Origin of the sequence: Pseudoalteromonas sp. SG43-5, from assembly GCF_014164345.1 — a bacterium.
GTDB classification, from domain to species: Bacteria; Pseudomonadota; Gammaproteobacteria; order Enterobacterales; family Alteromonadaceae; genus Pseudoalteromonas; species Pseudoalteromonas distincta.
In genome coordinates, this window is the sequence record NZ_JACJFA010000029.1 from 1 (window position 1) to 22,032 (window position 22,032).

The 22,032-nt window shown below is 38.1% G+C and carries 22 protein-coding genes; 12 read left to right on the forward strand and 10 right to left on the reverse strand.

Annotated elements, in window-relative coordinates; translation table 11 throughout:
• The first annotated feature begins 988 nt into the window (after positions 1-988).
• Together H5161_RS18780 and H5161_RS18785 are read left to right on the forward strand one after the other, a co-directional pair.
• Positions 989-2,182 carry a porin gene (locus H5161_RS18780; protein WP_182769857.1) on the forward strand — a complete coding sequence of 398 codons (1,194 nt, stop codon included), beginning with the start codon at positions 989-991 and terminating at the stop codon, positions 2,180-2,182.
• On the forward strand, positions 2,182-2,643 hold the full coding sequence (locus H5161_RS18785) for a hypothetical protein (RefSeq protein ID WP_182769858.1): 462 nt from the start codon (positions 2,182-2,184) through the stop codon (positions 2,641-2,643). Before H5161_RS18780 ends, H5161_RS18785 begins: the two co-directional genes overlap by 1 nt.
• A 40-nt stretch (positions 2,644-2,683) precedes the next feature.
• On the opposite strand, the gene H5161_RS18790 is transcribed toward H5161_RS18785, so the two are convergent.
• Positions 2,684-4,777 carry an EAL domain-containing protein gene (locus H5161_RS18790; protein ID WP_182769859.1) on the reverse strand — a complete coding sequence of 698 codons (2,094 nt, stop codon included), beginning with the start codon at positions 4,775-4,777 and terminating at the stop codon, positions 2,684-2,686.
• 259 nt (positions 4,778-5,036) lie between these two features.
• Here H5161_RS18790 and H5161_RS18795 point away from each other — a divergent pair, with 259 nt between their 5' ends.
• From H5161_RS18795 to H5161_RS18830, 8 genes are all read left to right on the forward strand, one after another.
• Positions 5,037-5,969: a CHAD domain-containing protein gene (locus H5161_RS18795; RefSeq protein ID WP_182696304.1), complete on the forward strand. Its 933-nt coding sequence runs from the start codon at positions 5,037-5,039 to the stop codon at positions 5,967-5,969.
• 26 nt (positions 5,970-5,995) lie between these two features.
• Positions 5,996-6,895, forward strand: a complete 900-nt coding sequence (locus H5161_RS18800; RefSeq protein WP_024597420.1) for a DUF350 domain-containing protein — start codon at positions 5,996-5,998, stop codon at positions 6,893-6,895.
• A 3-nt stretch (positions 6,896-6,898) separates the two neighbouring features.
• The gene (locus tag H5161_RS18805; protein WP_182769860.1) at positions 6,899-8,620 is read left to right on the forward strand and encodes a polyamine aminopropyltransferase; all 1,722 of its coding nucleotides are present in this window, start codon (positions 6,899-6,901) and stop codon (positions 8,618-8,620) included.
• A 79-nt stretch (positions 8,621-8,699) separates the two neighbouring features.
• Positions 8,700-9,113, forward strand: coding sequence for a YjfI family protein (locus tag H5161_RS18810; protein ID WP_004335098.1), 414 nt, complete (start codon positions 8,700-8,702; stop codon positions 9,111-9,113).
• 24 nt (positions 9,114-9,137) lie between these two features.
• Complete coding sequence (locus H5161_RS18815; protein WP_004335088.1) at positions 9,138-9,830, forward strand: PspA/IM30 family protein; 693 nt, start codon at positions 9,138-9,140, stop codon at positions 9,828-9,830.
• Between the two features lie 74 nt (positions 9,831-9,904).
• Complete coding sequence (locus tag H5161_RS18820; RefSeq protein ID WP_024597422.1) at positions 9,905-10,543, forward strand: DUF4178 domain-containing protein; 639 nt, start codon at positions 9,905-9,907, stop codon at positions 10,541-10,543.
• Positions 10,540-10,860, forward strand: coding sequence for a hypothetical protein (locus tag H5161_RS18825; RefSeq protein WP_024597423.1), 321 nt, complete (start codon positions 10,540-10,542; stop codon positions 10,858-10,860). The genes H5161_RS18820 and H5161_RS18825 overlap by 4 nt, the downstream gene beginning before the upstream one ends.
• 15 nt (positions 10,861-10,875) lie before the next feature.
• On the forward strand, positions 10,876-11,061 hold the full coding sequence (locus tag H5161_RS18830) for a hypothetical protein (RefSeq protein ID WP_024597424.1): 186 nt from the start codon (positions 10,876-10,878) through the stop codon (positions 11,059-11,061).
• A 29-nt stretch (positions 11,062-11,090) separates the two neighbouring features.
• Here the strand turns inward: H5161_RS18830 and H5161_RS18835 are convergent, their stop codons facing one another.
• From H5161_RS18835 to H5161_RS18855, 5 genes are all read right to left on the reverse strand, one after another.
• On the reverse strand, positions 11,091-11,492 hold the full coding sequence (locus H5161_RS18835; RefSeq protein ID WP_024597425.1) for a hypothetical protein: 402 nt from the start codon (positions 11,490-11,492) through the stop codon (positions 11,091-11,093).
• Positions 11,493-11,502: 10 nt separating this feature from the next.
• Positions 11,503-12,036 (reverse strand): hypothetical protein, encoded by a 534-nt coding sequence (locus H5161_RS18840; protein WP_182696302.1) that lies wholly within the window; start codon positions 12,034-12,036, stop codon positions 11,503-11,505.
• Positions 12,037-12,145: 109 nt separating this feature from the next.
• Positions 12,146-13,522 carry an aspartate ammonia-lyase gene (locus tag H5161_RS18845; RefSeq protein ID WP_154903812.1) on the reverse strand — a complete coding sequence of 459 codons (1,377 nt, stop codon included), beginning with the start codon at positions 13,520-13,522 and terminating at the stop codon, positions 12,146-12,148.
• An 11-nt stretch (positions 13,523-13,533) separates the two neighbouring features.
• A complete protein-coding gene (locus H5161_RS18850; RefSeq protein WP_223231703.1) occupies positions 13,534-13,899 on the reverse strand; it encodes a hypothetical protein in 366 nt (121 codons plus the stop codon).
• Between the two features lie 101 nt (positions 13,900-14,000).
• Positions 14,001-14,186 carry a hypothetical protein gene (locus H5161_RS18855; protein ID WP_010554833.1) on the reverse strand — a complete coding sequence of 62 codons (186 nt, stop codon included), beginning with the start codon at positions 14,184-14,186 and terminating at the stop codon, positions 14,001-14,003.
• A 200-nt stretch (positions 14,187-14,386) separates the two neighbouring features.
• Here H5161_RS18855 and H5161_RS18860 point away from each other — a divergent pair, with 200 nt between their 5' ends.
• The gene (locus H5161_RS18860; protein WP_182769861.1) at positions 14,387-14,977 is read left to right on the forward strand and encodes a DUF938 domain-containing protein; all 591 of its coding nucleotides are present in this window, start codon (positions 14,387-14,389) and stop codon (positions 14,975-14,977) included.
• On the opposite strand, the gene H5161_RS18865 is transcribed toward H5161_RS18860, so the two are convergent.
• From H5161_RS18865 to H5161_RS18880, 4 genes are all read right to left on the reverse strand, one after another.
• On the reverse strand, positions 14,954-16,093 hold the full coding sequence (locus tag H5161_RS18865; protein ID WP_182734583.1) for a GNAT family N-acetyltransferase: 1,140 nt from the start codon (positions 16,091-16,093) through the stop codon (positions 14,954-14,956). The two genes, H5161_RS18860 and H5161_RS18865, sit on opposite strands and share 24 nt — an antisense overlap.
• Positions 16,094-16,099: 6 nt before the next feature.
• The gene (locus H5161_RS18870) at positions 16,100-17,488 is read right to left on the reverse strand and encodes a carboxylesterase (protein ID WP_182769862.1); all 1,389 of its coding nucleotides are present in this window, start codon (positions 17,486-17,488) and stop codon (positions 16,100-16,102) included.
• Complete coding sequence (locus H5161_RS18875) at positions 17,478-20,198, reverse strand: ATP-binding protein (RefSeq protein WP_182769863.1); 2,721 nt, start codon at positions 20,196-20,198, stop codon at positions 17,478-17,480. The genes H5161_RS18870 and H5161_RS18875 overlap by 11 nt, the downstream gene beginning before the upstream one ends.
• 72 nt (positions 20,199-20,270) lie before the next feature.
• A complete protein-coding gene (locus tag H5161_RS18880) occupies positions 20,271-20,726 on the reverse strand; it encodes an Lrp/AsnC family transcriptional regulator (protein WP_076925888.1) in 456 nt (151 codons plus the stop codon).
• Between the two features lie 136 nt (positions 20,727-20,862).
• Here H5161_RS18880 and H5161_RS18885 point away from each other — a divergent pair, with 136 nt between their 5' ends.
• Complete coding sequence (locus H5161_RS18885; RefSeq protein ID WP_182749545.1) at positions 20,863-22,032, forward strand: monodechloroaminopyrrolnitrin synthase PrnB family protein; 1,170 nt, start codon at positions 20,863-20,865, stop codon at positions 22,030-22,032.

Sequence of the window (22,032 nt, forward strand, 5' to 3'; positions counted from 1 at the left end):
AAACGAAACAGCGCCGATGATAGTGTAGCATTTGCTATGTGAAAGTAGGACATTACCAGGCTTCAAATTGTAGAAAGCCCGAATCTAACGATTCGGGCTTTTTTACGTCTGCAGAAAAGTAAAATACGCGCAATTAACACACTCACATCAACACCTATCACGTAGGTCGGGCGAGCACAGCGACTCAAGACACAAAGAGAGTGTAGCATTTCACTGTGACTCTCCACCGCTGTGGGCACTACGACATCACAAGGCTTAAAATTGTAGAGAGCATGACTAGAAATAGTCGGTTTTTTTACGTCTGCAGAAAATGAAATGTGCGAATTAACACACTTTCACATCAACACCTATCACGTAGGTCGGGCGAGCATAGCGACTCCCGCCGTTAAAATCACAACAAAACCCCTCAATATCTCAGTCGGCCAATACAGTAGCATTTGCTACGTGACTCTCCACCGCTGTAGGTATCGTGACATTACGGAGGCTTCACATTGTAGAAAGCCGGGATTTAACGATTCGGGCTTTTTTACGTCTGCAAAAAAGTAAAGTTTGGGTGGGTTTTTCATATATCGGATTATAATTAAATCAATTACACTTTATCAAACACCCACATTAAACACTCAATCCTAGTGAACGACATGAATTAAGAATCTGTTTTATCTCCTACTTAGTTGATAAGTATCTATATAAGTATAATTAAGCTCTATCTCAGTAATATTCAAGAGGGGTGAGGTGCTTTTCCATGTAAATAGTATTACCTAGATGCTTAATGTTTTTATAGAACACATATATTGTTCCAACATGTAATTCATTGACTATAATGATTAATCCTAGTTATGACTTTGCTAGCTAAGCTTAGATAGCGGTAAAATGCGCTACTTAAAATAATTAAATAATTGATTATCCGAACAGGTGAGTTATTTCATCGTTAGCATAATTAATCTTCACTGTATTTTGCATAATTCAACAAAGGATTTAATTTTCTCTGATGCGATATAAAATATCTTGGTGCTTACTTTTTACCACTATGCTTACTCATTTTTCTGCTTTTTCTAATGAGTTTGAATTTTCTGGTTATGCTCGAGTTATTGGTGGCTACTTAGACGAAAAAAATGTCGAATATAAGGGATATGAAGACAGTCTTAAATTTTCTCCATCTAGTTTAATTGGATTCCAAGGCGAGTATCAGTTTGATGATAAGTGGTCTGCAACAGCTCAATTTTTGTTAAGAAGCAATAACACAACAGCTTCCGATAACTCAGGGTTAGAGTGGTTATATTTAACATATAGACCGACAGATAATATTCAAATAAAACTCGGAAAGTTACGCACACCTTTTTTTACCATGAGTGACTTTTCGGATGTTGGTTTTGCGTACCCATGGATCAATCCACCTCAACAAGTTTATGATACTTATTTATTTAAAACGTTTAATGGCATAGATGCTGTTTATAAATTTGGTGCAGAAAACTTTGATTTGAGCTTTGAAGGTTACTATGGTGAAGAGTCGGGTGATATAGGGATTGGCGCCTTAAGAACGGGCTTTGAAGTTGATAATCTTTTAGGGTTCATTGGTAAGATTAATATTGAAAACTTAGAATTTAGAGTTTCCCGTTATAATGGGAATATCAAGCTTGATATTAATGAGATAAGACAGCTAGAAAATGTGCTTAATAGCCTTAATTTTACAAAAAGCGCCAGCTCGGTAAAAACAAAAGGTAGAGCACATGCAAATCAATTTGGCGTAATTTACGACAATTTAGATTATTTTTTTAGAGGTGAATGGGTCCGCATTAAAACTGATTTGGGGATAGTGCCTATAATTCAAAGCTATTATTTAACTGCCGGTGTTAATCATGCTCCTTTTACATACCACTTAACATTTGCAGATAGCGACGTAGAAACTCGTTCTGCTGAAAATGAAATTCCGTTAGGTATTAATAGCGACTTAGATCAACTTGCATATGGGTACAATCGTATTTTTGATGAATCTACGCCTGATTCAATTAAGAGTTGGACGGTTGGTGTACGCTGGGATGTGCTGCCAAACCTTGCCTTAAAAGCTGAGTTTTCAACCCTAGAAGGTGACGATGTAAAAGACTCGTTTTTCGTTACTCCTGATGACTCTGATTTTGATAAAAAAACTAATCTTTATCTTATTGGTTTGGATTGGGTGTTTTAATGATATTTTTTAAACCTATTAATAACATTAAAAAAATAATGATGCTCTTTGTAGTCGCTAGTAGCCTATTTGGTTTTAGCATTTCAGTTTATGCAGAAAATACAAACCCCTCGAACGTCATTATTATAGTAAATACCACAGATAAAAACTTATCTTTTAGTAAGCAACAAATTCGCCATATTTATATGGGCGGAGCTATGAGCAGACAATTTAAAGCAGTTAACCTATTTGTCGGCAATCCGCTTAGAATAAATTTTAACACTAGGATGGTAGGTCTTACTGAATCTAGAATACAAGCTTATTGGGCCCAAATGCGATTCACGGGGCGCAGCAAGCCCCCTGTCGAATTTGAGTCTACAGAAGAGGTTATAGAGTACTTACTAACCGTTGAAGACTCAGTAGCTTACCTTCCAGCAGGAATTACTATACCTAAAGAGCTCACCATAATTGCACTAAATTAAAAGTAAGCCGTTTGCTTAGTAAAAAATCAATTGCACTGAGTTATTTTGAAGTTATTGTTAGTTCTTTAAATAATATTTTCGCTCGTTCAATTGCGTGTGGTAGTTGTGCAATGCACACTGGTTTTGCAAAGTAATAGCCCTGCATTTCATCACTACCATTTGATACTAGGTAGTTAGCTTGGTCGGTTGTTTCAATTCCTTCGCTACATATTTTTAAACCAAGGCGTTGGCCTAAATCGAGTATTGCTTGTAATACTGCAGTGTCTTTTGCTGAGCTTGCATATTGATTTACAAACATTCGATCTATTTTTAATGTATCAATTTCAATTTTAGTAAGGTAACTCAATGAAGAGTAACCTGTGCCAAAGTCATCTAATGCAATTGAGCCTCCCATAACTTTAACTTGATTAAAAAATTGATTCGCGTTTTCAAAATTTTCTAAATAGCTTGATTCTGTTATTTCAAACTGAACATTTGAAATATCGACGCTATGTTCAAGTAGTTTACTTTTTACAGTATGAATGAAGTTATGATCTTTTAAGTCATGGCTTGAAAGATTCATTGAGACGAGTACATTATTCCCCATAAGTTGTTTTAGCATTTGCACATCTTTAAATACTTGTGTGATCACCCATTGGGTAATCGCTTTTATTTTACCTGCTTGTTCCGCTATAGGTATAAACTCACCAGGAGAAACAAAGCCTAGCTCTTTGCTTTGCCATCTTATTAAGGCTTCTAAGCCTTGAGCTTCGCCTGTATTCGACATTTTAAGCTGATAAAATAACTCAAATTCATTTTGCGCTATTGCGTGAGATATTAAGTTAGCGACTTGCGCTTTTCGTTTGTTATCTTCAAGCATTTTATGGTGGAATATTGTATATGCGCCTTTGCCTTTTTCTTTTGATGTGTACATTGCAATATCGGCATTACTGATAAATGTATTTATACCAAATCCAGCTTCTTTGGCACTTGCAATACCAATACTAATACCCGCTGGTACGTCCCACTCATTTATAGTGAATGGCTCTTTCATACCCTCAATGATACTTTCGGCAATATCTATAACAATAGATTGCTCAGTGATATTAGGTAGCATAATTAAAAACTCATCACCGCCTAAGCGTGCAATTATGTCGTTACTACGCAGATAACTTTTCACTTTTTTAGCCACAGCTTGTAAAAGCATATCTCCGGTTTCATGGCCTAGGGTGTCGTTAACGCCTTTAAAACTATCAACATCAAAGAACATAATCGCAACGTCTTGATCGTTACTTTTACTACTAGCCAGCTCGAGTTTGAGTAGGTCCATAAAAAACATGCGATTAGGTAAACCTGTTAATATATCGTAGTTGGCGAGGCGCTCCATTGAATGCGTTTGTACTAAAAGTTGTGCGGTATGTTTATGATTGGTTTGAACTTGGGAGTCAATTGTTTGTAGTAATGCATTAATGTCGTTACCAAGTTGAGATACTTCATCATGACCAGTGACTTGGTATTGAAGCTTATAATTTGTTGATTTTTCAACTTTCTGTGTGAACTTCGAGAGCGCTAAAAGTGGGCTTAATAAACGCTGATATATCCAAAATGAAATAATAATGGTGAGTGCAATAATTAAAACAACAAATGGAGCTGCACTATAAAAAAGGCTAATTTTACTTTCATTCAGTGGCTTTTTAAAGTCTTGCACAATGAGCAAATATCCAATAGGAAACTGCTCCTCCCCAATTGCCTTTAAGGCCACTAGTCCTTCATTGGTTATTGTAACCGCATAAGGTAAATTTTTTGGTTGAATACTTATAAGTTCAGGCTTAAAGCTCTCAAGCTCTAAATAGTTAGGGTGGACATACGATTGGATTAATTGCCAGTCAGCGTCAAATACATTAACAAACTTAATGTGTTCATATCGATCAAAACCGAGCAATTCGGTGGTTATAGAGAATAAATCAACTTGCTCAGACATAACACGTAATAAGCTATCGGAAATATTTGAAGACATTGCATCTAAGTTTTGTTTAACAGATTGACGATATAAATCTTCGTGTTCATTAATCGCGAGGAAAAAAACTAAATTTGCGCTAAATATAATTAAAACCGTTGTTATTATAATAAATTTATATCGAATACTATGAAGCATCAAATCTAACCCTTAACCATCATTTAATTATGTTTTAGTTATTATTGTGTAATCAGGCAATCCATAATTACAAAAAAGTTACTGACTACGCCCTTTGTAGCACTAAAAGCTTAACATTGAGAATGCTTTTAAATTCATATACTAAATATAGCTGTTTATTTAATTTTGTACTGACTTACTTTGTTGCAATTTCATTCTTGGTTTAATAAGTGACCTGTGTAAAACTACCTAAGTTAATTTAGTAAATCAGGTGACATGAATGTCGAATATTAAAGCTTGGAAACTTATAAGCCTGTTTTGTTTGTTCGCAGTGCTTATGGGTTGTCAATCTAAAGAAGAGCAGCTGCAACAAACAATTCAAGAGTCTATTAAAAAAGCAGATACAGAGCTGTCACAGCTTGGTACTGCGCTTGATAATGGGAATGTGCGCAATGCTGTATTACTTAAAGGATATGGCGAGCTCCTTAAAAAACAACAACCAGAGCTTACAAAAGTTGTTGATGTAATTACCCTTGATGCAACGCGCCAAGGTGCACTTTATAGTGGTTTAACACAGCGACTTAAAGATATTAAAGGAACTTACTTAATTCCTCCTTACGAAGATACATTGCATAGCATTGATTTGTTGCGTGATGCGTCTAAACCTACGCTATTTTCTGATGCGTTGACCGATCCTATTAATATGCTAGCTGATATGTCCAAAGGCACTTTAGCGCGTGTAGGCGCAATTAGTAAGCAAGCTGAAGGTGAGGGTGTTGGTAACCAAATGGTAGGTAACCCTAACTATGGTAACTGGCAAACAAATAGTAATGGTATTAGCTTTTGGCAATGGTACGGCATGTACCGTATTTTAGGCGATGTATTTGACCGTGTTGAGTATGGTAGTTGGAGCAAGCGCCGAAAGTATAGTTATTACAATGACTATGGCCGTTCGCGTTATTCAAGCCCTAAACAAATTAAAACCCAAAGCGCGCTAGAAACACGCACGCGCCAAACATACCAACGCCAAGGTAAGCAGTTTACAAGCCCTTATGCGAGTAAAAAAACAGGTGCATCCGGTTTAAGCCGTAGTAGTTATACGCCACCAAAAAGCCGCAGTAGTTATTCTCGTTCGAGCAGTTATAGCAATAGCTCAGGATCGGTGCGTGATAGCGGTAGCAGAACCTCTCGTGGCGTGAGCCGTGGTAAGTAAAAGAATAAAGTTGGAGTTAGAATAATATGTATGAATTTAATGGAATAACTATGTGGTCGCTACAAGCATTGGCGATTGATTTTGCAATTATTGTTTTATTATTTGTAAGCCTTAAATATATAAAAGGTTGGGTTTCAAACTTACACGCAAATGATGAAATAACAGAGCGTGATAACTTTGCTTTTGGTATTAGCTTTGCCGCTGGTTTAGTGGCACTGGCGATTGTATTAACAGGTGTAAGTAGTGGTGCTTTTGCTGCAACATTGCAACAAGAAGCACTGCAAATGTTAGCTTACGGCGCATTAGCAATTGTACTTATTAAGTTGGGTCACTTTTTTCAAGATAAAGTAGCGCTTCGTAAAGTAAGCCTGCACGACGAAATAGTTAAAGGTAACGTTACAGCTTCAATAATTGATTTTGGTCATGTTGTTAGCGTTGCAATAGTTATTCGCTCAGCACTTTTATGGGTGGCTACTGATGGCTGGCATGGTCTTCCAATTGTAATTGCTGCCTTTATTATAGGTAGTGTTGTATTACTACTTGTTAGCCAGTACCGAGTGCAGTTATTTAAGCGTACAAACAAAAGTGGCGACTGCCTACAACAAGCAATTGTTGATGGTAACTTAGCTGTGGGTATTCGTTACGCTGGATTTTTAATAGGTAGTGCATTAGCTATTACAGCTGCAACGGGGGTTGCGCCATACGCTGCTGATAACATTAATGCGAGTTTACTATACTGGGCTATTAGCGCTGTTGTGAGCCTTGTCGCATTTATTATTTTGCACTTAGTGACAATTAAAATAATTTTATCTGGTTGCGATATTTCCGATGAAGTTAATCGTCAAAAAAATGTAGGTGTAGCAGCTATTTCTGCAGCAGTATCATTTGCTGTAGGTATCACTATGGCAACCTTACTAGGCGCATAATCAGTGTCATCAACCAACACTCCCCCAAGTAAGTCTCGCTTACTTGGGCACGATATATTACTAATTACTGTTATGGCCGTGCTTGCTGGGTGCGGCCTTATTTATGAATACTTACTGTCTCATTATGCGGGCCGTGTACTTGGCTCAGTAGAAAGCGCTATTTACGCCATGATCGGTACTATGATTGTAGCAATGGGCTTAGGCGCTTTTTTAGCGCGTTGGTTTAAAGATGCATTTACCGCTTTTGCTTGGCTAGAAAGCATTATTGCTTTGGTTGGCATGGGCTGCATTTTAGCGATAGCGGGTGTAATAGCTGTAAGTTATTCTCTTCCTCATTTATTTTCGAGCATTTTTAATTTACCCACAGATGTTGTACTTAATGGTTACGTATTTCAAAAGCTACAAGAGTGGTCACGTTTTCTACCTTATGTTTTTGGTTTAATACTGGGCTTATTTATTGGTATGGAAATACCGCTTATAGCGCGCATTCGTCAGCACGTTTATGGTCGTTTTTTAGAAAACAACGCAGGGACTATTTATGGTGCCGATTATATTGGTGCTGGTATTGGTGCCGCCATTTGGGTAAGTATCATGCTCTCAATGCCTATAATGCAAGCTGCGGCGTGGACGGCGTTATTTAATATCATCGCAGGACTCGCTTTTTTATGGCGTTACCATGCCCATGTACGCTTTGCTAAGGCACTTTTAGTTTGCCATATAGTACTGCTGGCATTGTTTGGCTTTATTTTAGTATTTGGCAGTAGCTGGATGAACAATCTAAGTAATGTTTTATACAAAGATAAAGTAATTTATTCGCAAGCAACCAAATACCAGCACGTAGTTTTAACCGAAAGGTTAAGCAAAAACCAACCTCAGCCAATCACCGATTTATATTTAAATGGGCGTTTGCAGTTCTCAAGTATTGATGAACAAATATATCATTCAATGCTGGTTTACCCTGCAATGCTTGCCTCTAACAGACACGACCGTGTATTAATAATTGGTGGTGGTGACGGGCTTGCACTTAGAGATGTTTTAAAATGGCCTGTAAGCGAAGTAATGCTAATAGATTTAGACGCGCAGCTTCTCAATTTATTTGGTCATAAAGACGGTGACTTTACGCCCCCAGAGCACATCAATAAGCGATTACTACAGCTAAACAATAAATCGATGCAAGACTCGCGAGCCAACATAATTGTGGGTGATGCATTTTTAGAAGTTGAAAAGCTGCTTGATCAATCTAAGCAGTTCGACACTATCTTAATTGATTTACCGGACCCAAATCACCCTGATCTAAATAAAATGTACAGTGACTACTTTTATAATCATGTACGTCAGTTATTAGCACCCGATGGCGCAATGGCGGTTCAATCAACTTCACCTTACCACGCTAAAAAAGCGTTTTTAAGCATTGCTAAAACAGTTAAAGCCGCAGGGTTTGCCTATGTTGAGCAGTATCAGCAAAACATACCTTCGTTTGGGCAGTGGGGCTGGACTATAGCCACTAAAATGGGTCAGTCGGCCAGTGGCCGTATTAATGATGCGACGGCTATGCCTGTGCCATCAAGGTGGATTAGTAAAGAATATTTATTGGCAAGCTTTGTATTTCCTAACCACTACTTTGAACAAGTTAAAAGTATTGAGGTCAATAGGTTAGGATCTGGTCAGTTGTATGATTACTACCGAACTGCATGGCAAATAGAAAGCGAATTGTATAAAAACTAACAAAACATGGTTGACATAATATGTCGGCCGTGAGAATCTTAACTCAGACATAATATGTCAAACGACAAAAGGCAGAGACATGGAATTAAATGAACTTTCAATAAAATTAGCTTCTTTTGAAACTGAAGGCGCTAACTTTGAGTCTTTCTTGATTGCCAACCCTGGCGAGCAAGATGTTTTACAAGTCATTGTTGATGGAAATGATGAACTTCCAATTTTTGTTACACAAACGCAAGAGCAGTTGTTATGTATTAGCTACTTGTTTGACGAAGATGAAGTTAAGAGTGAATTACGCAACGAGTTAAACGAAACATTACTACGTTTAAACGTGCCAATTCCACTGAGTGCATTTGCTAAAATCGATAACAAATACGCGATTTTTGGTGCACTGTCGGTAAATTCATCATTAGATGACGTTACCCACGAACTAGTGACATTAGCCGATAACGCTATAGATGCACTAGAAGCCGTGACCTTGTATTTAAACGATTAATAGCCAGTTAGTGGAGTTAAGATTATGAGTATTTTAAAAAAATTATTTACAGCAGTACGTGGCGGCGCTCGTGAAGCAGGCGAAGCAATTGTAGACAAAAATGGCATCCGTATTTTTGAGCAAGAAATTGCAGACGCGCAAAATGCACTTCACCGCGCTAAAAAAAGCCTTACAGAAGTAATGGCTAAAGAAATGCAAACTAAGCGTAAAATTAGCGCTGTAGATGCATCAATCGCGGAACACGAAGCGTATGCAGGCCAAGCTCTTGAAAAGGGCAACGAAGCGTTAGCATTAGAAATTGCAGAAAAAATTGGTGACTTTGAAGCTGAAAAAGCCGAAAACGAGCAAGTATTATCTGGCTTTAGTAACCATATTGTTGCGCTTAAGCAGCAAGTTAAAGATGCTGAAAAATCGATTAAAGAGAATCAACGCCAGCTTACAATGGTTAAAACCACTGAAAGCGTACAGCAAGCAACAATGGCTGTTAACAGCACGCTTAATACAAACAGCTCGTCTATGACATCGGCTCGTCAATCGCTTGAACGTATTAAACAGCGTCAACAAGATCGTAGCGACCAGCTAGGTGCTGCAAAGCAACTTGAGTCAGATGTAAATGGCGATGACTTAAAAGCAAAAATGGCTGAAGCAGGCATTGGCGACACAAGTCCAAAAAGTGCTGATATTTTAGCTCGCATCAAAGCGAAGCAAAATAGCTAACCATTACGTTTATACTTTAAAAAGGTAACCGAGTTTTGCTCAGTTACCTTTTTTGCTTAGAAGGCAGCCTTCCTATGTTTAATTTTTTCAAATCTAAAAAAGAGCCAGAGCGTCAGCTTAATCATCCGAGCGAGCTAAAAAAAGGCGACATGTTTAGCGTTATCGACTCATTTGCTTATCCGGCATGGTTAAAAGGTGAAACGCTACGTGTTACTGATATTCAGACTTACCAATATCAGCACAGCAGCGATACTGAATTTGTACTTGAGACAAATAGCGGCCAAGTTGTATTTTTACAAATTGAGCAAGATGACGGCGAAGAGTGGGCTAACTTTTCTATTAAAATTCAGCGCAACGAAGTTGAAGAGATATTTGGCCTTGATGAGTTTGCGCGTATTTTTGATGAAGAGTCGTTAACCCACATTACAGTGCAAAATACACCAGAGCGCTTTATGCAGTTTTTAGCTAAAAGTTATCAACAAAGCGAGTCGCCTTATGTGTGTTATTTCCATAATAAAGATTACCGCAACCAAACATTGCCTCGCTATGAGCAAGAAGGTGGTGAACCATGCGAAATGATTTGTTTAGCATCAGATAATGAAGGCTTTGGTTTAAATATCGAAATTTGGGATGGCGGCGAAACCGAAGTATCGCTAACGCTCATGCGTCCAATGTCTGATATTGTAGACTTGTTTCCCGGAGATGCTAAGTGAGTGATGCTAAAGACAAGTGGTTGCGTCAGGAACAAGCTGTACGTGCCACACAAATGGCATTTGATCTAAGCAGTGAAGTTCAAAAGCTGATAAAAAAGCAAGCTATTGACCAAGAGTTAACGCCGTCAGATATGATCCGTAAAATACTTGGCTTAGATGTAAAGTCTAAAAAAACGCGTCAACGTTTATCGTTTAATTTAAATGATGATGAGATTGCGCAACTAGCCAGTCGCTTTGATGTCCCAAGTGATGATAAGCGAGCCGTAAAACAACAAGTAGCTGACTTACTAATTGCTCACACTAAAAAAACTAAGTAGTTGCACTAGATTATTATGAATATTACTCTAATTGCTTATCTACTTATTTTTGCGTTGTTTGGTACTGCGGCGAGTTATTTTGTACGCTTTATTTATGCATATTGGGTGCTTAAAACAATGCCCATGAAGTACATTATAAAAGCGGGTATTTGCGTAGTGCTGGTTGTTGTAATTTCAGCGTTAATTCCGTATTTAGGTTAACGCTGAAATTAGCTTATACGCGACCGTTTTTATTTTATATCAAACGACTGGCATTGGTGATTAATACACAGCGATTGCACTTCAAGTACTGGTGAACAATCGGTTAAGCCTTGTGCTTTATTTTGTATTTTTTCTTGTTTTGTTATTTGTTGAGCAAGCTGTTCTGCTTCTTCTTGAGATGTGTTCAGCGTTGAATAAACAGCATACTTACTCGGTCCGCCGCATGCGCGGGCGCCCACTTCAAGTACTTTGCACTGAAAGCTTGCAGTGCAGCTGTTATTACTCACCATGTTATTCAGATCATAGTTTAAGTCAGATAAGTTTTTACTTTGCTCATTTGACGTCACAGTACTAGCACAACCACTTAGTAGTAAAATGCTGCTAGCAATGCTTAAAATTGATAGTTTAATTGCCGATGGTAAACAACTCATAACGTTATCCTTAAAATGCACTTACCGCTGAACCTTCAAGTTTAACACATTTATTTTCAACACACTGCGTGCTTGGCGTTGTTAAATGCTGACAAATGCTCATCATCCCTTTTTGTGAATTATAACTACTTTCAAGCTTAGTAATTTTGTCGCTAAGGGCTGCTACTTGTTTTTCAGACGCTGATTTTGTTGAATACACAACAAAGCTACTTGGCCCGCCACACGCGCGACTGCCTACTGCACTTATTCTGCATTGAGTGCTGGTATCACATTGCTTATCTGTAATTAGCGTATTTAATTCGGCTTTAGCTGTTTTTATATCGTCTATTGAAACGTTTTTTAAATCAGCTTTTGGTATTTTTTCAGCAACTACGTTCTTTTTAGTATTTTCTTGTAATTGAGTGTTTTCTTTTAGCTTTTGTAGCTCTTGCTTTGGTGCTTCAGCTTCTGAGGTTATTGTTACTTGCTGCGTTTCAGTTGGCGTTTTATCTAAGCATGCAGTTAAACAAAGTGGTAAAAGTATGGCTAACAATGGGGTACGCATAACAAACCTTGATAGTGATGAAATATTCATCACTATCATACACGGTGCATTTTTTACGGCAATAAAAACTATATTATCAAGTAATTAAAGCCGTGAAAAATATCGTTTATTAAAGTCCACCCTGCGTTAGTTTGGTGGGATTAAGTAGCTTTTCGAGTTCACTGCGTGGTAAATCGGTTTCTTGTTCGGCTACATCAATAATAGGGCGGGCTTCCTTATAAGCCTGCTTTGCTATTTTTGCTGCTTTTTCATAACCGATCACCGGATTGAGCGCAGTCACTAAAATTGGATTTTTAGCGAGTGCTTTATCTATATTAGGCTTATTTACTTTAAAGCTGGCAATGGCTTTATCGCCCAATGCTTGTGCGCTATTGGCAAGTAATTCTATGCTTTGCAAAATATTATACGCAATGACTGGCAGCATAACGTTTAGCTCAAAATTACCCGCTTGGCCTGCTACTGTAATGGTCGCGTCGTTACCGATTACTTGTGCGCTTACCATGGCTGCGGCTTCTGGTATTACCGGATTTACCTTGCCAGGCATAATAGACGAGCCCGGTTGAAGTGCTTCTAGCTCTATTTCGCCTAAGCCCGCAAGTGGTCCTGAGTTCATCCAGCGTAGGTCGTTCGCTATTTTCATTTGTGCTACAGCGAGTACTTTTAATTGCCCCGAAAGCGCTACTATGGCGTCTTGTGAGCCGATGTTATAAAAAAAGTTACTACTAGGCGTAAATCTAATGCCTACATTGGCACTCAGGTTTTCTGCAAATTTGGCTGCAAACTTAGGGTCTGCATTTATTCCTGTTCCAACAGCTGTACCGCCTTGTGCCAGTTCGCATACACGCTCTAAGCTATGTCTAATTCCTGCTGCGGCATGGTTAACTTGTGACTGCCATGCACTTAGTGTTTGATCAAATGTAACAGGCATTGCATCCATTAAATGCGTACGGCCCGTTTTAACTATATGGCCTACTTCAGCTTTTTTCTTTTCTAGGCTTTGCGATAAGTTTTCAAGCGAAGGAAGTAATTCATACACTACATTTATTGCGCTACTGAGTGCGATAGCAGTAGGGACTACATCGTTAGAACTTTGCCCCATGTTTACATCATCATTAGGGTGAATGCTTTCACTGCCTAATCGGCTAGCAAGCGTTGCAATAACTTCGTTGGCATTCATATTTGAGCTTGTGCCCGAACCAGTTTGAAAAATATCAACGGGGAAATGCTCAACATGCTCGCCATCAATAATACTTTGACAAGCTTGCTCAATAGCATTTGCTTTGTCTTTACTTAAATGGCCAAGCTCGCAGTTACTTTGCGCAGCAGCTTGTTTTATATAAGCCAGTGCAGTGATAAATTGCTTTGGCATAGATAAGCCACTAATAGCAAAGTTATTAACTGCTCGTTGTGTTTGCGCCTGATAGAGCGCATCAGTAGGTACTTGTAGCTCGCCCATGCTGTCTGATTCTGTTCTAAAGTTGCTCATAAGTGTGCTCCTTAAAAAGGGTTGAATTCGTGACTAAGAATACGAGCTTCACGCTCAAGTATTAAAAATTGTGCAGTATTGTTATGCACCTTATAAAACCGTTTTAATGCTAATAATGGTTTGTATAGCTGCTCTAAACATTGTTTACGAATAGCATTATGTATAAGAGGGTCGCACATTTTGTTCATAATTTCATGGTGTGTGCGCCTAAGATAAAACTCTTGAAGCAAGGGATTATGTTGTTGCTCAAATTTTTTGGCGACGTTAAGGGCGGTTTCTATGTAATCGGCAACGAGCATGGGTGCATGCAGGCCAGGTCTTAAGCAATGACAAGAGAGTTCTTGATGGTAACGATGCTGGGCATAATTTGAAGACATAAAAAAACCGACTCAAGTTAACGATAATAGTTATCATTACATTTAATCGGTTTCAGTGTAAACAGTTATTATAAAAATTATTTGCGATACTAATTTGAGTATTAATTGTAGCCAAGAATAAATATCTGATCTGTTTCATGTTTGGTCATCGCCTGTTGATTATGTTTAGGGTGCGAAAGTAAATCGATTACTGTAGCTCTCATATCAACGGCGTAACTATGATCGTCGGTGGTTTTTTCGGTTATAGCAATGGCCGCGTCTACAGCGGTATAAGGGGGTATATGCATAATTTTATCCTTTGAAATTTAATATAAGTTAAACCCTTTAGTGGGTTAACAATATAAAAGCATATTACGTACCAACCATAATGAACCAGCTCAACCATATGATAGTTATAGTATTTAAAAATTAGCTTTTTTTCATCACGACAAAATAAGCTAAATTTGCTTTACTGTTGTGCATTAATCTACAATTTTGGTGCACAGTAATGACAAAGCCATTTTCACAAGCCTGTGAAAACAATAAAACCTCTATTTTAGAGCAATTAAAGGACGTATTAAAAAATACTAAAACAGTCCTCGAAGTCGGATCAGGAACAGGCCAACATAGTGTGTTTTTTGCAGAGCAATTACCACATTTACAATGGCATACAAGTGATCGCGCTATAAACCACGAAGGGATTAATTTATGGCACCGCGAAGCTAATTTAACTAATTTACATGCACCACTTGAGCTTGATTTAAATAATGAATGGCCTGTAGATAAGGTTGACGCTATTTATACTGCAAACACATTTCATATTGTAAGTTGGCAATTAGTTGAACGTTTTTTTGACGGTGTTAAACGTCACTTAAATAGCGACGGTATGTTGTGTATTTACGGACCATTTAAGTACCAAGGTGAATTTACCAGCCTAAGTAATGATGACTTTAGTGCCTTTTTAACAGAGCGCGATCCGTTAAGTGGAATAAGAGATTTTGAAGCAGTTGAACAACTAGCTAAGCAAGCAGGGCTTACGCTTATTAGCGATACTGCCATGCCTGCAAATAATCAGTTACTCGTTTTTAAACGGCAGTAATGAGCTACATTGCTCTTTATATATATCAATATGGCCGCGTTCACGCTTTAAGTAGTCGCTTATTGCATTACTGAAATCGCCATCAACAATATGGTGAGCAGAGTAGGTAAGTACGGGTTCAAATCCGCGTGCTATTTTGTGCTCACCTTGTGCTCCCGAATGAAAGCAGCTGAGTTTATGCTTTATTGCAAACTCAATACCTTGGTAATAGCACAACTCAAAGTGAAGCGAATCTACTTCCTCACTTGCTCCCCAGTAGCGCCCATAAAGTGTATTCTCACCTACTAAACTAAGTGTTGCAGCAATCACGTTGTCGTCTTTTTTGGCCAGCATAATAACGAGGTTATTAGCCATTAATGCATGTAAAAGCGTAAAAAACTCCATATTTAAATAGCCCAAATGACCAGATCGCTTTAAGTAGGTACGCTGATAAAACTCACAAAACAATTGCATTATCTCGGGCGTAATTTGCGTTCCTTGCAGCCATTCAATATCAATATTTTGTTGCGCTATTTTAGCTCGCTCTTTTTTAAGTGATTTACGTTTTCGTGAGCTAAGTATTTGCAAAAAGTCGTCAAAGGTTTCAAAACCTTTATTAAACCACTGAAATTGCACACCCACTCTTAGCATGGCGTGTTGCTCAGTTAATGATGTTGCTTGGGCTTGGTCGCAAAAATTAACATGCCACCCCGACCACCTTTGCTCAGCACTGTGTATGCTAAGTTGCTCTGTAATGTACTGATACACCGCATTTGGATTCGCGTGCTCGATAGCAATACGCTTGCCTTCAATAGGGCTAAAGGGAATGCCAGATAGCCACTTGGGATAATATTCTAAACCGTGTTTTTCGTATGCCTCAGCCCATGCCCAGTCAAATACGTACTCGCCGTATGAATGACTTTTTAAATACCCAGGTGCAAGCGCAATGAGCGTATCATCTTCAAAAATAGCGAGGTGATGGGGCTGCCAACCGCTTTTTTGTGTTACGCATTGGCTTTGTTCAAGGGCATATAAAAAAGCATGTTGAGTAAATGGTTCATCACCAAATAAACGTTGCCACTGCGCCTGATCAATCTCATTAATACTGCTAAACCATTGGTGCGAAAACGTTCCCATGACTACTTACCTTGTAGTTGTTCTAAGCTGTTCTACGTTTTTAATAAACGTACTAATTTGCTTTTTAAGCTCGGTAAAATGAGGATTATAAGTTAAGCGTTGTAAAGCCGGATAGTGTTTTAAGTTGGCGCTTGTACGCTCTCCTAGTTGTGGATTTTTTGTTGTTTTACATGTTTTGTACAGGGACTCGTCGTTAATAAAGCTGCCACAATTACGATAGGTTGCGTTAATCCCATAATGTGGATTTTGCGGTGAGTTAACAATAGCAATATGCGACATACCATGAACTTTTTTACACTGAGGCGATGTGCATTGCGGGTTATTTACTGTGTAGTCACTAGCAAAGTCTGGCGGTAAAATATCAGTGCTTCCATAAAGCACTAAAGTATCGAGCGGCTTATATTTTACTGAATTATCTTTGTGTAACGCACTTAATAATTTTAGCGTGGCACGCGTATCTATCGTGGTATCAATATCGCTAAGTACACTAAAAATAGGTAATTTAAGTGCAGAGCGTTTGTTTAAGCTACTTACGCTTGCAAGTGACATTGCATCGTACGACGCGGCAGCTGCATTTAAAGGAAATGATTCATACTTAGCAAAGTCTACATCGGCGTCTTTATCTATCCAATTAACAAAGGGTATGTCATCAATCCACTTTGCTATCCAGCCGTACTTATTATGTGGCTCGGAGCCTGGCGAATAAAGCATAAGCGCTTTAATTTTGGGTGAAACAGTGTGCTTGGTTGCGTAATCAATAAGTAACGCTGCACCGGTAGAGTAACCTGCGAGTATCACCTCATCAAAGTCTTGCACCGAGCGTTTAATACCGTATTTTATTGCCTGTTGCCATTGGCTAACCTCTACATTGAGTAATGCACTTGCGGCGCTTCCATGTCCTGGTAATAAAATAGTACGCACAGTATAGCCTTGTTGATAATACACTTGTGCTAAATCGTGATACGTAAAGGGTGAGTCAGTTAGCCCGTGAATTAGTAGTGCAACTTTATTGCTGTTTGGATGCGTAAGCTCAAAAGGGGCAATAATATCTGCAATAGTAGGGTCAGGTTTTCGCGTACCTTGTGTTACTAATTGCTGGTACGTTTGTGTAATAACAGGGCATGGCATATCTGCACGTGGATTGGTTTTATTTATATGTTTATATGCAAAATCTAAGTAATCGTTAAATGGTAAAAGTGCGTGGTAATTAAAGCGCTGGTGGTTGTGCTCTTTTTCAAAGCGTAATAAGCCTTGTTGCTTACTTTTTGTTATAAATTTAAAGTCGCTCGCCTGCGAGATACAGTTTTGAGCGATAGCTGTATGCGAAAAAACACTTAAAACAAAACCAAAAGCGACTCTTAAAACTATTCTTAAAATTAAACCACTATTGTTCATTAACTTCTGCATATTGGACAAGACACTCGGTTAGCTTAATGAGTTCAAGCGGTTTTGCAAGGTGCTGGTTAAATCCAACGGCTTGTGCATGTGCTTTATCCTCTGGCATGACGTCGGCAGTTAAAGCAATAATCGGGAGCTCTTGTTCAGTTTTAAACTGGCGGATCAGTGCCGTTGCTCTATAGCCATCCATTACAGGCATTTGGCAATCCATAAGCACTAAGTCAAAATGCTGCTTTTTAACTATATCAACGGCCAGTTCGCCATTTTCTACTATATACGGCACAATTCCTAACGAGCCAAGCATCGCTTTAATAACCATTTGATTTACTGGGTTATCCTCTGCGACCAAAATATCTAGCGAAGTAATATTAGTATTATCAAATGTAATAACATGTTCTTTTTTAGGTTCTGTTGTTTCTAATCGCATTGAAAATGTAAAAGTAGAGCCTTTATTTATTTCACTTTTAAGTGTTATATCAGCCCCCATTAATTGGCTTAACTCTTTCGCTATGGTTAAGCCAAGGCCTGTACCACCAAACTGCCTTGAGGTAGAACTATCCGCTTGGGTAAATGCGTTAAATAATTTTTTATGTTGGCTTGGTTTTATACCTATGCCGGTATCACTAACGGTTATAACTAGCTGTACTTTATTGGCGGCGGTAAACTCTGTTTCTATGTTTAAAGTAACGCTGCCTTGGCTTGTAAATTTAATCGCGTTGCTACATAAATTAAGTAATATTTGCTCAATTCGCATAGGATCACCAATAAACCAGGTATCAACAGGTAGCTTTGAATTAACTTGCCATTTAATACCTTTGTTAACTGCGCTTTGCTCAAACATGTTGTTTATACGTGTTATTAAAGCACCTAAGTCGAATGCAATAGATTCAATAACTAACTTTTGGGATTCTATTTTTGATATATCAAGAATGTCATTAATTAAGTTTAATAAGCTTTTAGATGCTGAGTTTATTTTATCTAAATAGCCAATGAGTGTATTTGCATTGTCTGTTTCTCTAGCAAGTGAAGAAAAACCAATAACGGCGTTTAATGGTGTTCGTATTTCGTGGCTCATATTCGCTAAAAATTGGCTTTTAGCCTGATTAGCTAAATCGGACTGCTTCTTTGCTTGTGCGAGTGAGTGAGTACGCTCTGCAACTTGACGTGTAAGTGCGATTTGTTGCTGATTAAACAGCAGTAAAACCATTAAAATTAAAGAACATACGGCAACTTGAAGTATGAGTAATAATAAAGTTAGTTGACTATTATGTTGTGTTAAAAAGCTTTCTTTAAGGGCTAGTTTTACAATCCATTTTTGCCCTGCAAAGTCCACATCAAACGACATTAAGCGGCTGCCTTTAGCTTGCTGAACATTTTGAGAGTAATTACTATAAAACGGCGGAGTGTTTGTATCTTCGTATATACCAATCGAAAACATATCAGACTGTTCTTTAGAAATTGCCTGCTCAATAATACTACGCACTAAAAATACACCAGTGGCATAGCCTTTAATTGTTTTTTCATCACTATGCTGGGAGTACACAGGGGCAAATAATAAATAGGCTGGTTTAGGTTGTTTGGTTTGCACTAACTGAATTATTTTAGTTCCTACTGGCATGTACTTTATAGCGGGGTTAAGCAGAGAGCTTTTTCGATCAGGGTTTGAAAATACATTAAAGCCAATAGCTTTTTGATTACCATTAAAAGGAGCTATGTATTTTACTATCACAAGGGGATCGCTACTTTCAAGAGGTTCGCCAACTACATCAATATCTAAATGATAAATGTTTGATATTTCTTGGGCAAAGACGTCGCGTTGATCTTGAGGTATTTTTGCGTTCCACGATAAGGCGTTAATAAATGCGTGCTGAGTTAGTAACTGGCTAGCATAAGAATAAAAATCTTGCTGGCTTAGCATGGGAGATGACTGTACCTGACTTGCTAGGCTCTGCACTGCAATAATACTACGATTTGTATATCTATAAAGGCTGTTTTCTATAACATGGACTTCACGTTCAGCAATTTTAATAGTGTTTATACGATTTTCTTGATCGTATAACTGCGTTGTTACCGCGACTGATAAAAATAAAATAGAGCATACTGCAATTGTCGGAAACGCCGATATATTATGTTGATTAGACTTTTGTGGTAATAAAGAAAGTAAAAGCGGAGTCGCAATTAATACTCCTAATGTATCACCAAGCCACCAGTAAGTAACATTCTTCCAATGATTATCAACACTGTAAACCGAGTTGAATTGGCTTAAGGCAAATACGCCAAAGTTAGCCGAAATTAAGCTGACCAATATTGCTATGACAAGGATAAAGTAAATTATATTTTTACGCTTTTTAAAGCGTAGTGGGTGGCCAAGCCAAAATTTTAGTAAAGCAGCGCCCACCATTGCCTGTATAACCACACCAAAGGCGATATACATAGCCTCGTTAAATGAGTTACCGACCAGGACTAGCTCATGAGCTGAACTATCAAAAATATTTAAATTAAATGCAATTGCAGCTACAAATAAAGGCGGGATAAAGCGCCACCACCAAATATAACAACCGACCAAAGCTATACCAGCAGGTAACCAAATTGGAATTATTTGCGAATTAAAAGCAAGTTTAGTGAGTGCTATACCCACTAAAAAATATGCTAAAGCAAACATGATGTAAAAAATAATAGAATGATTTTTAGAGTTAAAATTTTTCACATAAGGTCCAAGCAATTATTATTATCGTTTTGAAATATCAGTATAGCTAACAGTAAGTTATTTGGGTTATTTTTATAATGGTAACTGTTTTTTGCTAAATGATTGTTTAAGCACAACTGTTGATTCTATATTTGCGATACAACTTAAGCCACCTAGTTGATGTTTTACAAATGTTTCGTAGCTCTCAAGATCATGTGCAATTATTTTTAATAAATAATCATAGCTCCCTGATATTACACAACACTCTAATACATGTGGTAATTTTTCTACATGTTGCTCAAATTGCTCTGCAGCACTTACCGAGTTTTGGCTTAATCGCACAAACGCATATACCAACACATTAAGGTTAAGTGCTTTAGGGTTTATGGCGGCGTGGTAGCCGGTAATAATGTTTTCTTGCTCTAACTTTTTTATACGTCTTAGGCAAGGTGTATCCGATAGGTTAATACTACTGGCCAAGTCTGAAACCGACATACGAGCTTGGCTTTGCAGTGCAACGAGTAATTGCTGATCTTTTTTATCTAACATAGTTGTCGGCTTTTATTAATTATTTTTATATTTGTAGTGATTATTGCTAAGTATTGCAGTTTTTACTAATTTTTTTGGCGTTTTACCCTCATTGAACTCTGTTAGCATTTAACTATAAAAATAATAGAGCACAACAATGAACACACATACCGCTATTTTCGATCACTGGATACGAACAGAGTTTGTCACTTTAAATAGTGAATTAGAGCAGCTTTATTGGCAGCAAACCGATAAAGCAAATGTAGAAGGGGTAGGCGAGGCCTTAAAGCAACAATTAGAAAAAGAAGGCAACGTATTAATTAGCAATTTATTAGCCGAGGGAAACACAGATCAAGGCTTTGATAGCGCTTTTGACTTACTCGGTAACGTAGGATTATTTATGGCAGCGTGTAGGCGCCATGAAATTACTGAGCCAAGCAGAGAAACCACTTCACCGCTAATAGAAGCCTCAGCGCTTGCTATGCATATAGGCGCATCTATTGGCGTAACCCCTCGTTTTGCTACCGCCCACTTAACTACTCATAACAAAGCACTTAACGGTATTTATAAACGATTTACCAATTTACCTGATGAAAAGCTGTTTCTTGATTATAACACTCAAGGCATTTTGGCCTACAAACGGGCAAGTGATGCATTATTAAAAATATTGCCGTTAGGTATTTCACATCCCTTGTGTGGTGAGTTATTAAAAGTAGCTAAACAAGCGCTTATAGATGTAATTGAGTCAAACAATGCACTTTATTCTGAGCTCGATACAGATCGCTTTTTTAACTGCGTTCGCCCTTATTATAAACCGTACCGTGTAGGTAAAGAGGTTTACAGAGGGGCAAATGCTGGTGACTTTGCAGGTATTAACGTGATTGATATGCTGTTAGGGCTGTGTAGTGCAAACGAGCCTAGTTACTCGCAAATGCTGGTGGATAAGTTTTTATATATGATGCCAGAGGATCAACAAATCCTGCGAGAAGCCATGCGTATGCAAAGCTTTATGGATGACTTTTTACAAGCAGAGCAATATAAAAATACAGATTGGTTTAAAAGCCACGCAACGTTATTTATCCAAGTGTGTAAATTACATGGCGACACCGCAGTCGGTCATCATAATCAACTGGTTGAAAAGTTTATTGCTCAGCCCTCAAAAAATATGCAACAGCAGCATATGAGCAAGGTAACAGCAAGTGGTCCGCCGCTTCATGTGTTACTTGATTCGCTCGAAAAATTAAGAGATAGGCGAGCCAGTGCCAAACGCGACGATATAAAAACACGTTTTGACGATCTAAATACACTTAAAGAATGGGTTAAATAG

Bases quoted from the DNA above. Each gene is read 5' to 3' on its own strand.
- H5161_RS18845 (WP_154903812.1), bottom strand. From the start codon at position 13,522: ATGAGCAACTTTAGAACAGAATCAGACAGCATGGGCGAGCTACAAGTA.
- H5161_RS18815 (WP_004335088.1), top strand. From the start codon at position 9,138: ATGAGTATTTTAAAAAAATTATTTACAGCAGTACGTGGCGGCGCTCGT.
- H5161_RS18840 (WP_182696302.1), bottom strand. From the start codon at position 12,036: ATGCGTACCCCATTGTTAGCCATACTTTTACCACTTTGTTTAACTGCA.
- H5161_RS18800 (WP_024597420.1), top strand. From the start codon at position 5,996: ATGTATGAATTTAATGGAATAACTATGTGGTCGCTACAAGCATTGGCG.
- H5161_RS18830 (WP_024597424.1), top strand. From the start codon at position 10,876: ATGAATATTACTCTAATTGCTTATCTACTTATTTTTGCGTTGTTTGGT.
- H5161_RS18855 (WP_010554833.1), bottom strand. From the start codon at position 14,186: ATGCATATACCCCCTTATACCGCTGTAGACGCGGCCATTGCTATAACC.
- H5161_RS18785 (WP_182769858.1), top strand. From the start codon at position 2,182: ATGATATTTTTTAAACCTATTAATAACATTAAAAAAATAATGATGCTC.
- H5161_RS18885 (WP_182749545.1), top strand. From the start codon at position 20,863: ATGAACACACATACCGCTATTTTCGATCACTGGATACGAACAGAGTTT.
- H5161_RS18810 (WP_004335098.1), top strand. From the start codon at position 8,700: ATGGAATTAAATGAACTTTCAATAAAATTAGCTTCTTTTGAAACTGAA.
- H5161_RS18820 (WP_024597422.1), top strand. From the start codon at position 9,905: ATGTTTAATTTTTTCAAATCTAAAAAAGAGCCAGAGCGTCAGCTTAAT.
- H5161_RS18850 (WP_223231703.1), bottom strand. From the start codon at position 13,899: ATGTCTTCAAATTATGCCCAGCATCGTTACCATCAAGAACTCTCTTGT.
- H5161_RS18795 (WP_182696304.1), top strand. From the start codon at position 5,037: ATGTCGAATATTAAAGCTTGGAAACTTATAAGCCTGTTTTGTTTGTTC.
- H5161_RS18870 (WP_182769862.1), bottom strand. From the start codon at position 17,488: ATGAACAATAGTGGTTTAATTTTAAGAATAGTTTTAAGAGTCGCTTTT.
- H5161_RS18865 (WP_182734583.1), bottom strand. From the start codon at position 16,093: ATGGGAACGTTTTCGCACCAATGGTTTAGCAGTATTAATGAGATTGAT.
- H5161_RS18880 (WP_076925888.1), bottom strand. From the start codon at position 20,726: ATGTTAGATAAAAAAGATCAGCAATTACTCGTTGCACTGCAAAGCCAA.
- H5161_RS18860 (WP_182769861.1), top strand. From the start codon at position 14,387: ATGACAAAGCCATTTTCACAAGCCTGTGAAAACAATAAAACCTCTATT.
- H5161_RS18790 (WP_182769859.1), bottom strand. From the start codon at position 4,777: ATGCTTCATAGTATTCGATATAAATTTATTATAATAACAACGGTTTTA.
- H5161_RS18835 (WP_024597425.1), bottom strand. From the start codon at position 11,492: ATGAGTTGTTTACCATCGGCAATTAAACTATCAATTTTAAGCATTGCT.
- H5161_RS18780 (WP_182769857.1), top strand. From the start codon at position 989: ATGCGATATAAAATATCTTGGTGCTTACTTTTTACCACTATGCTTACT.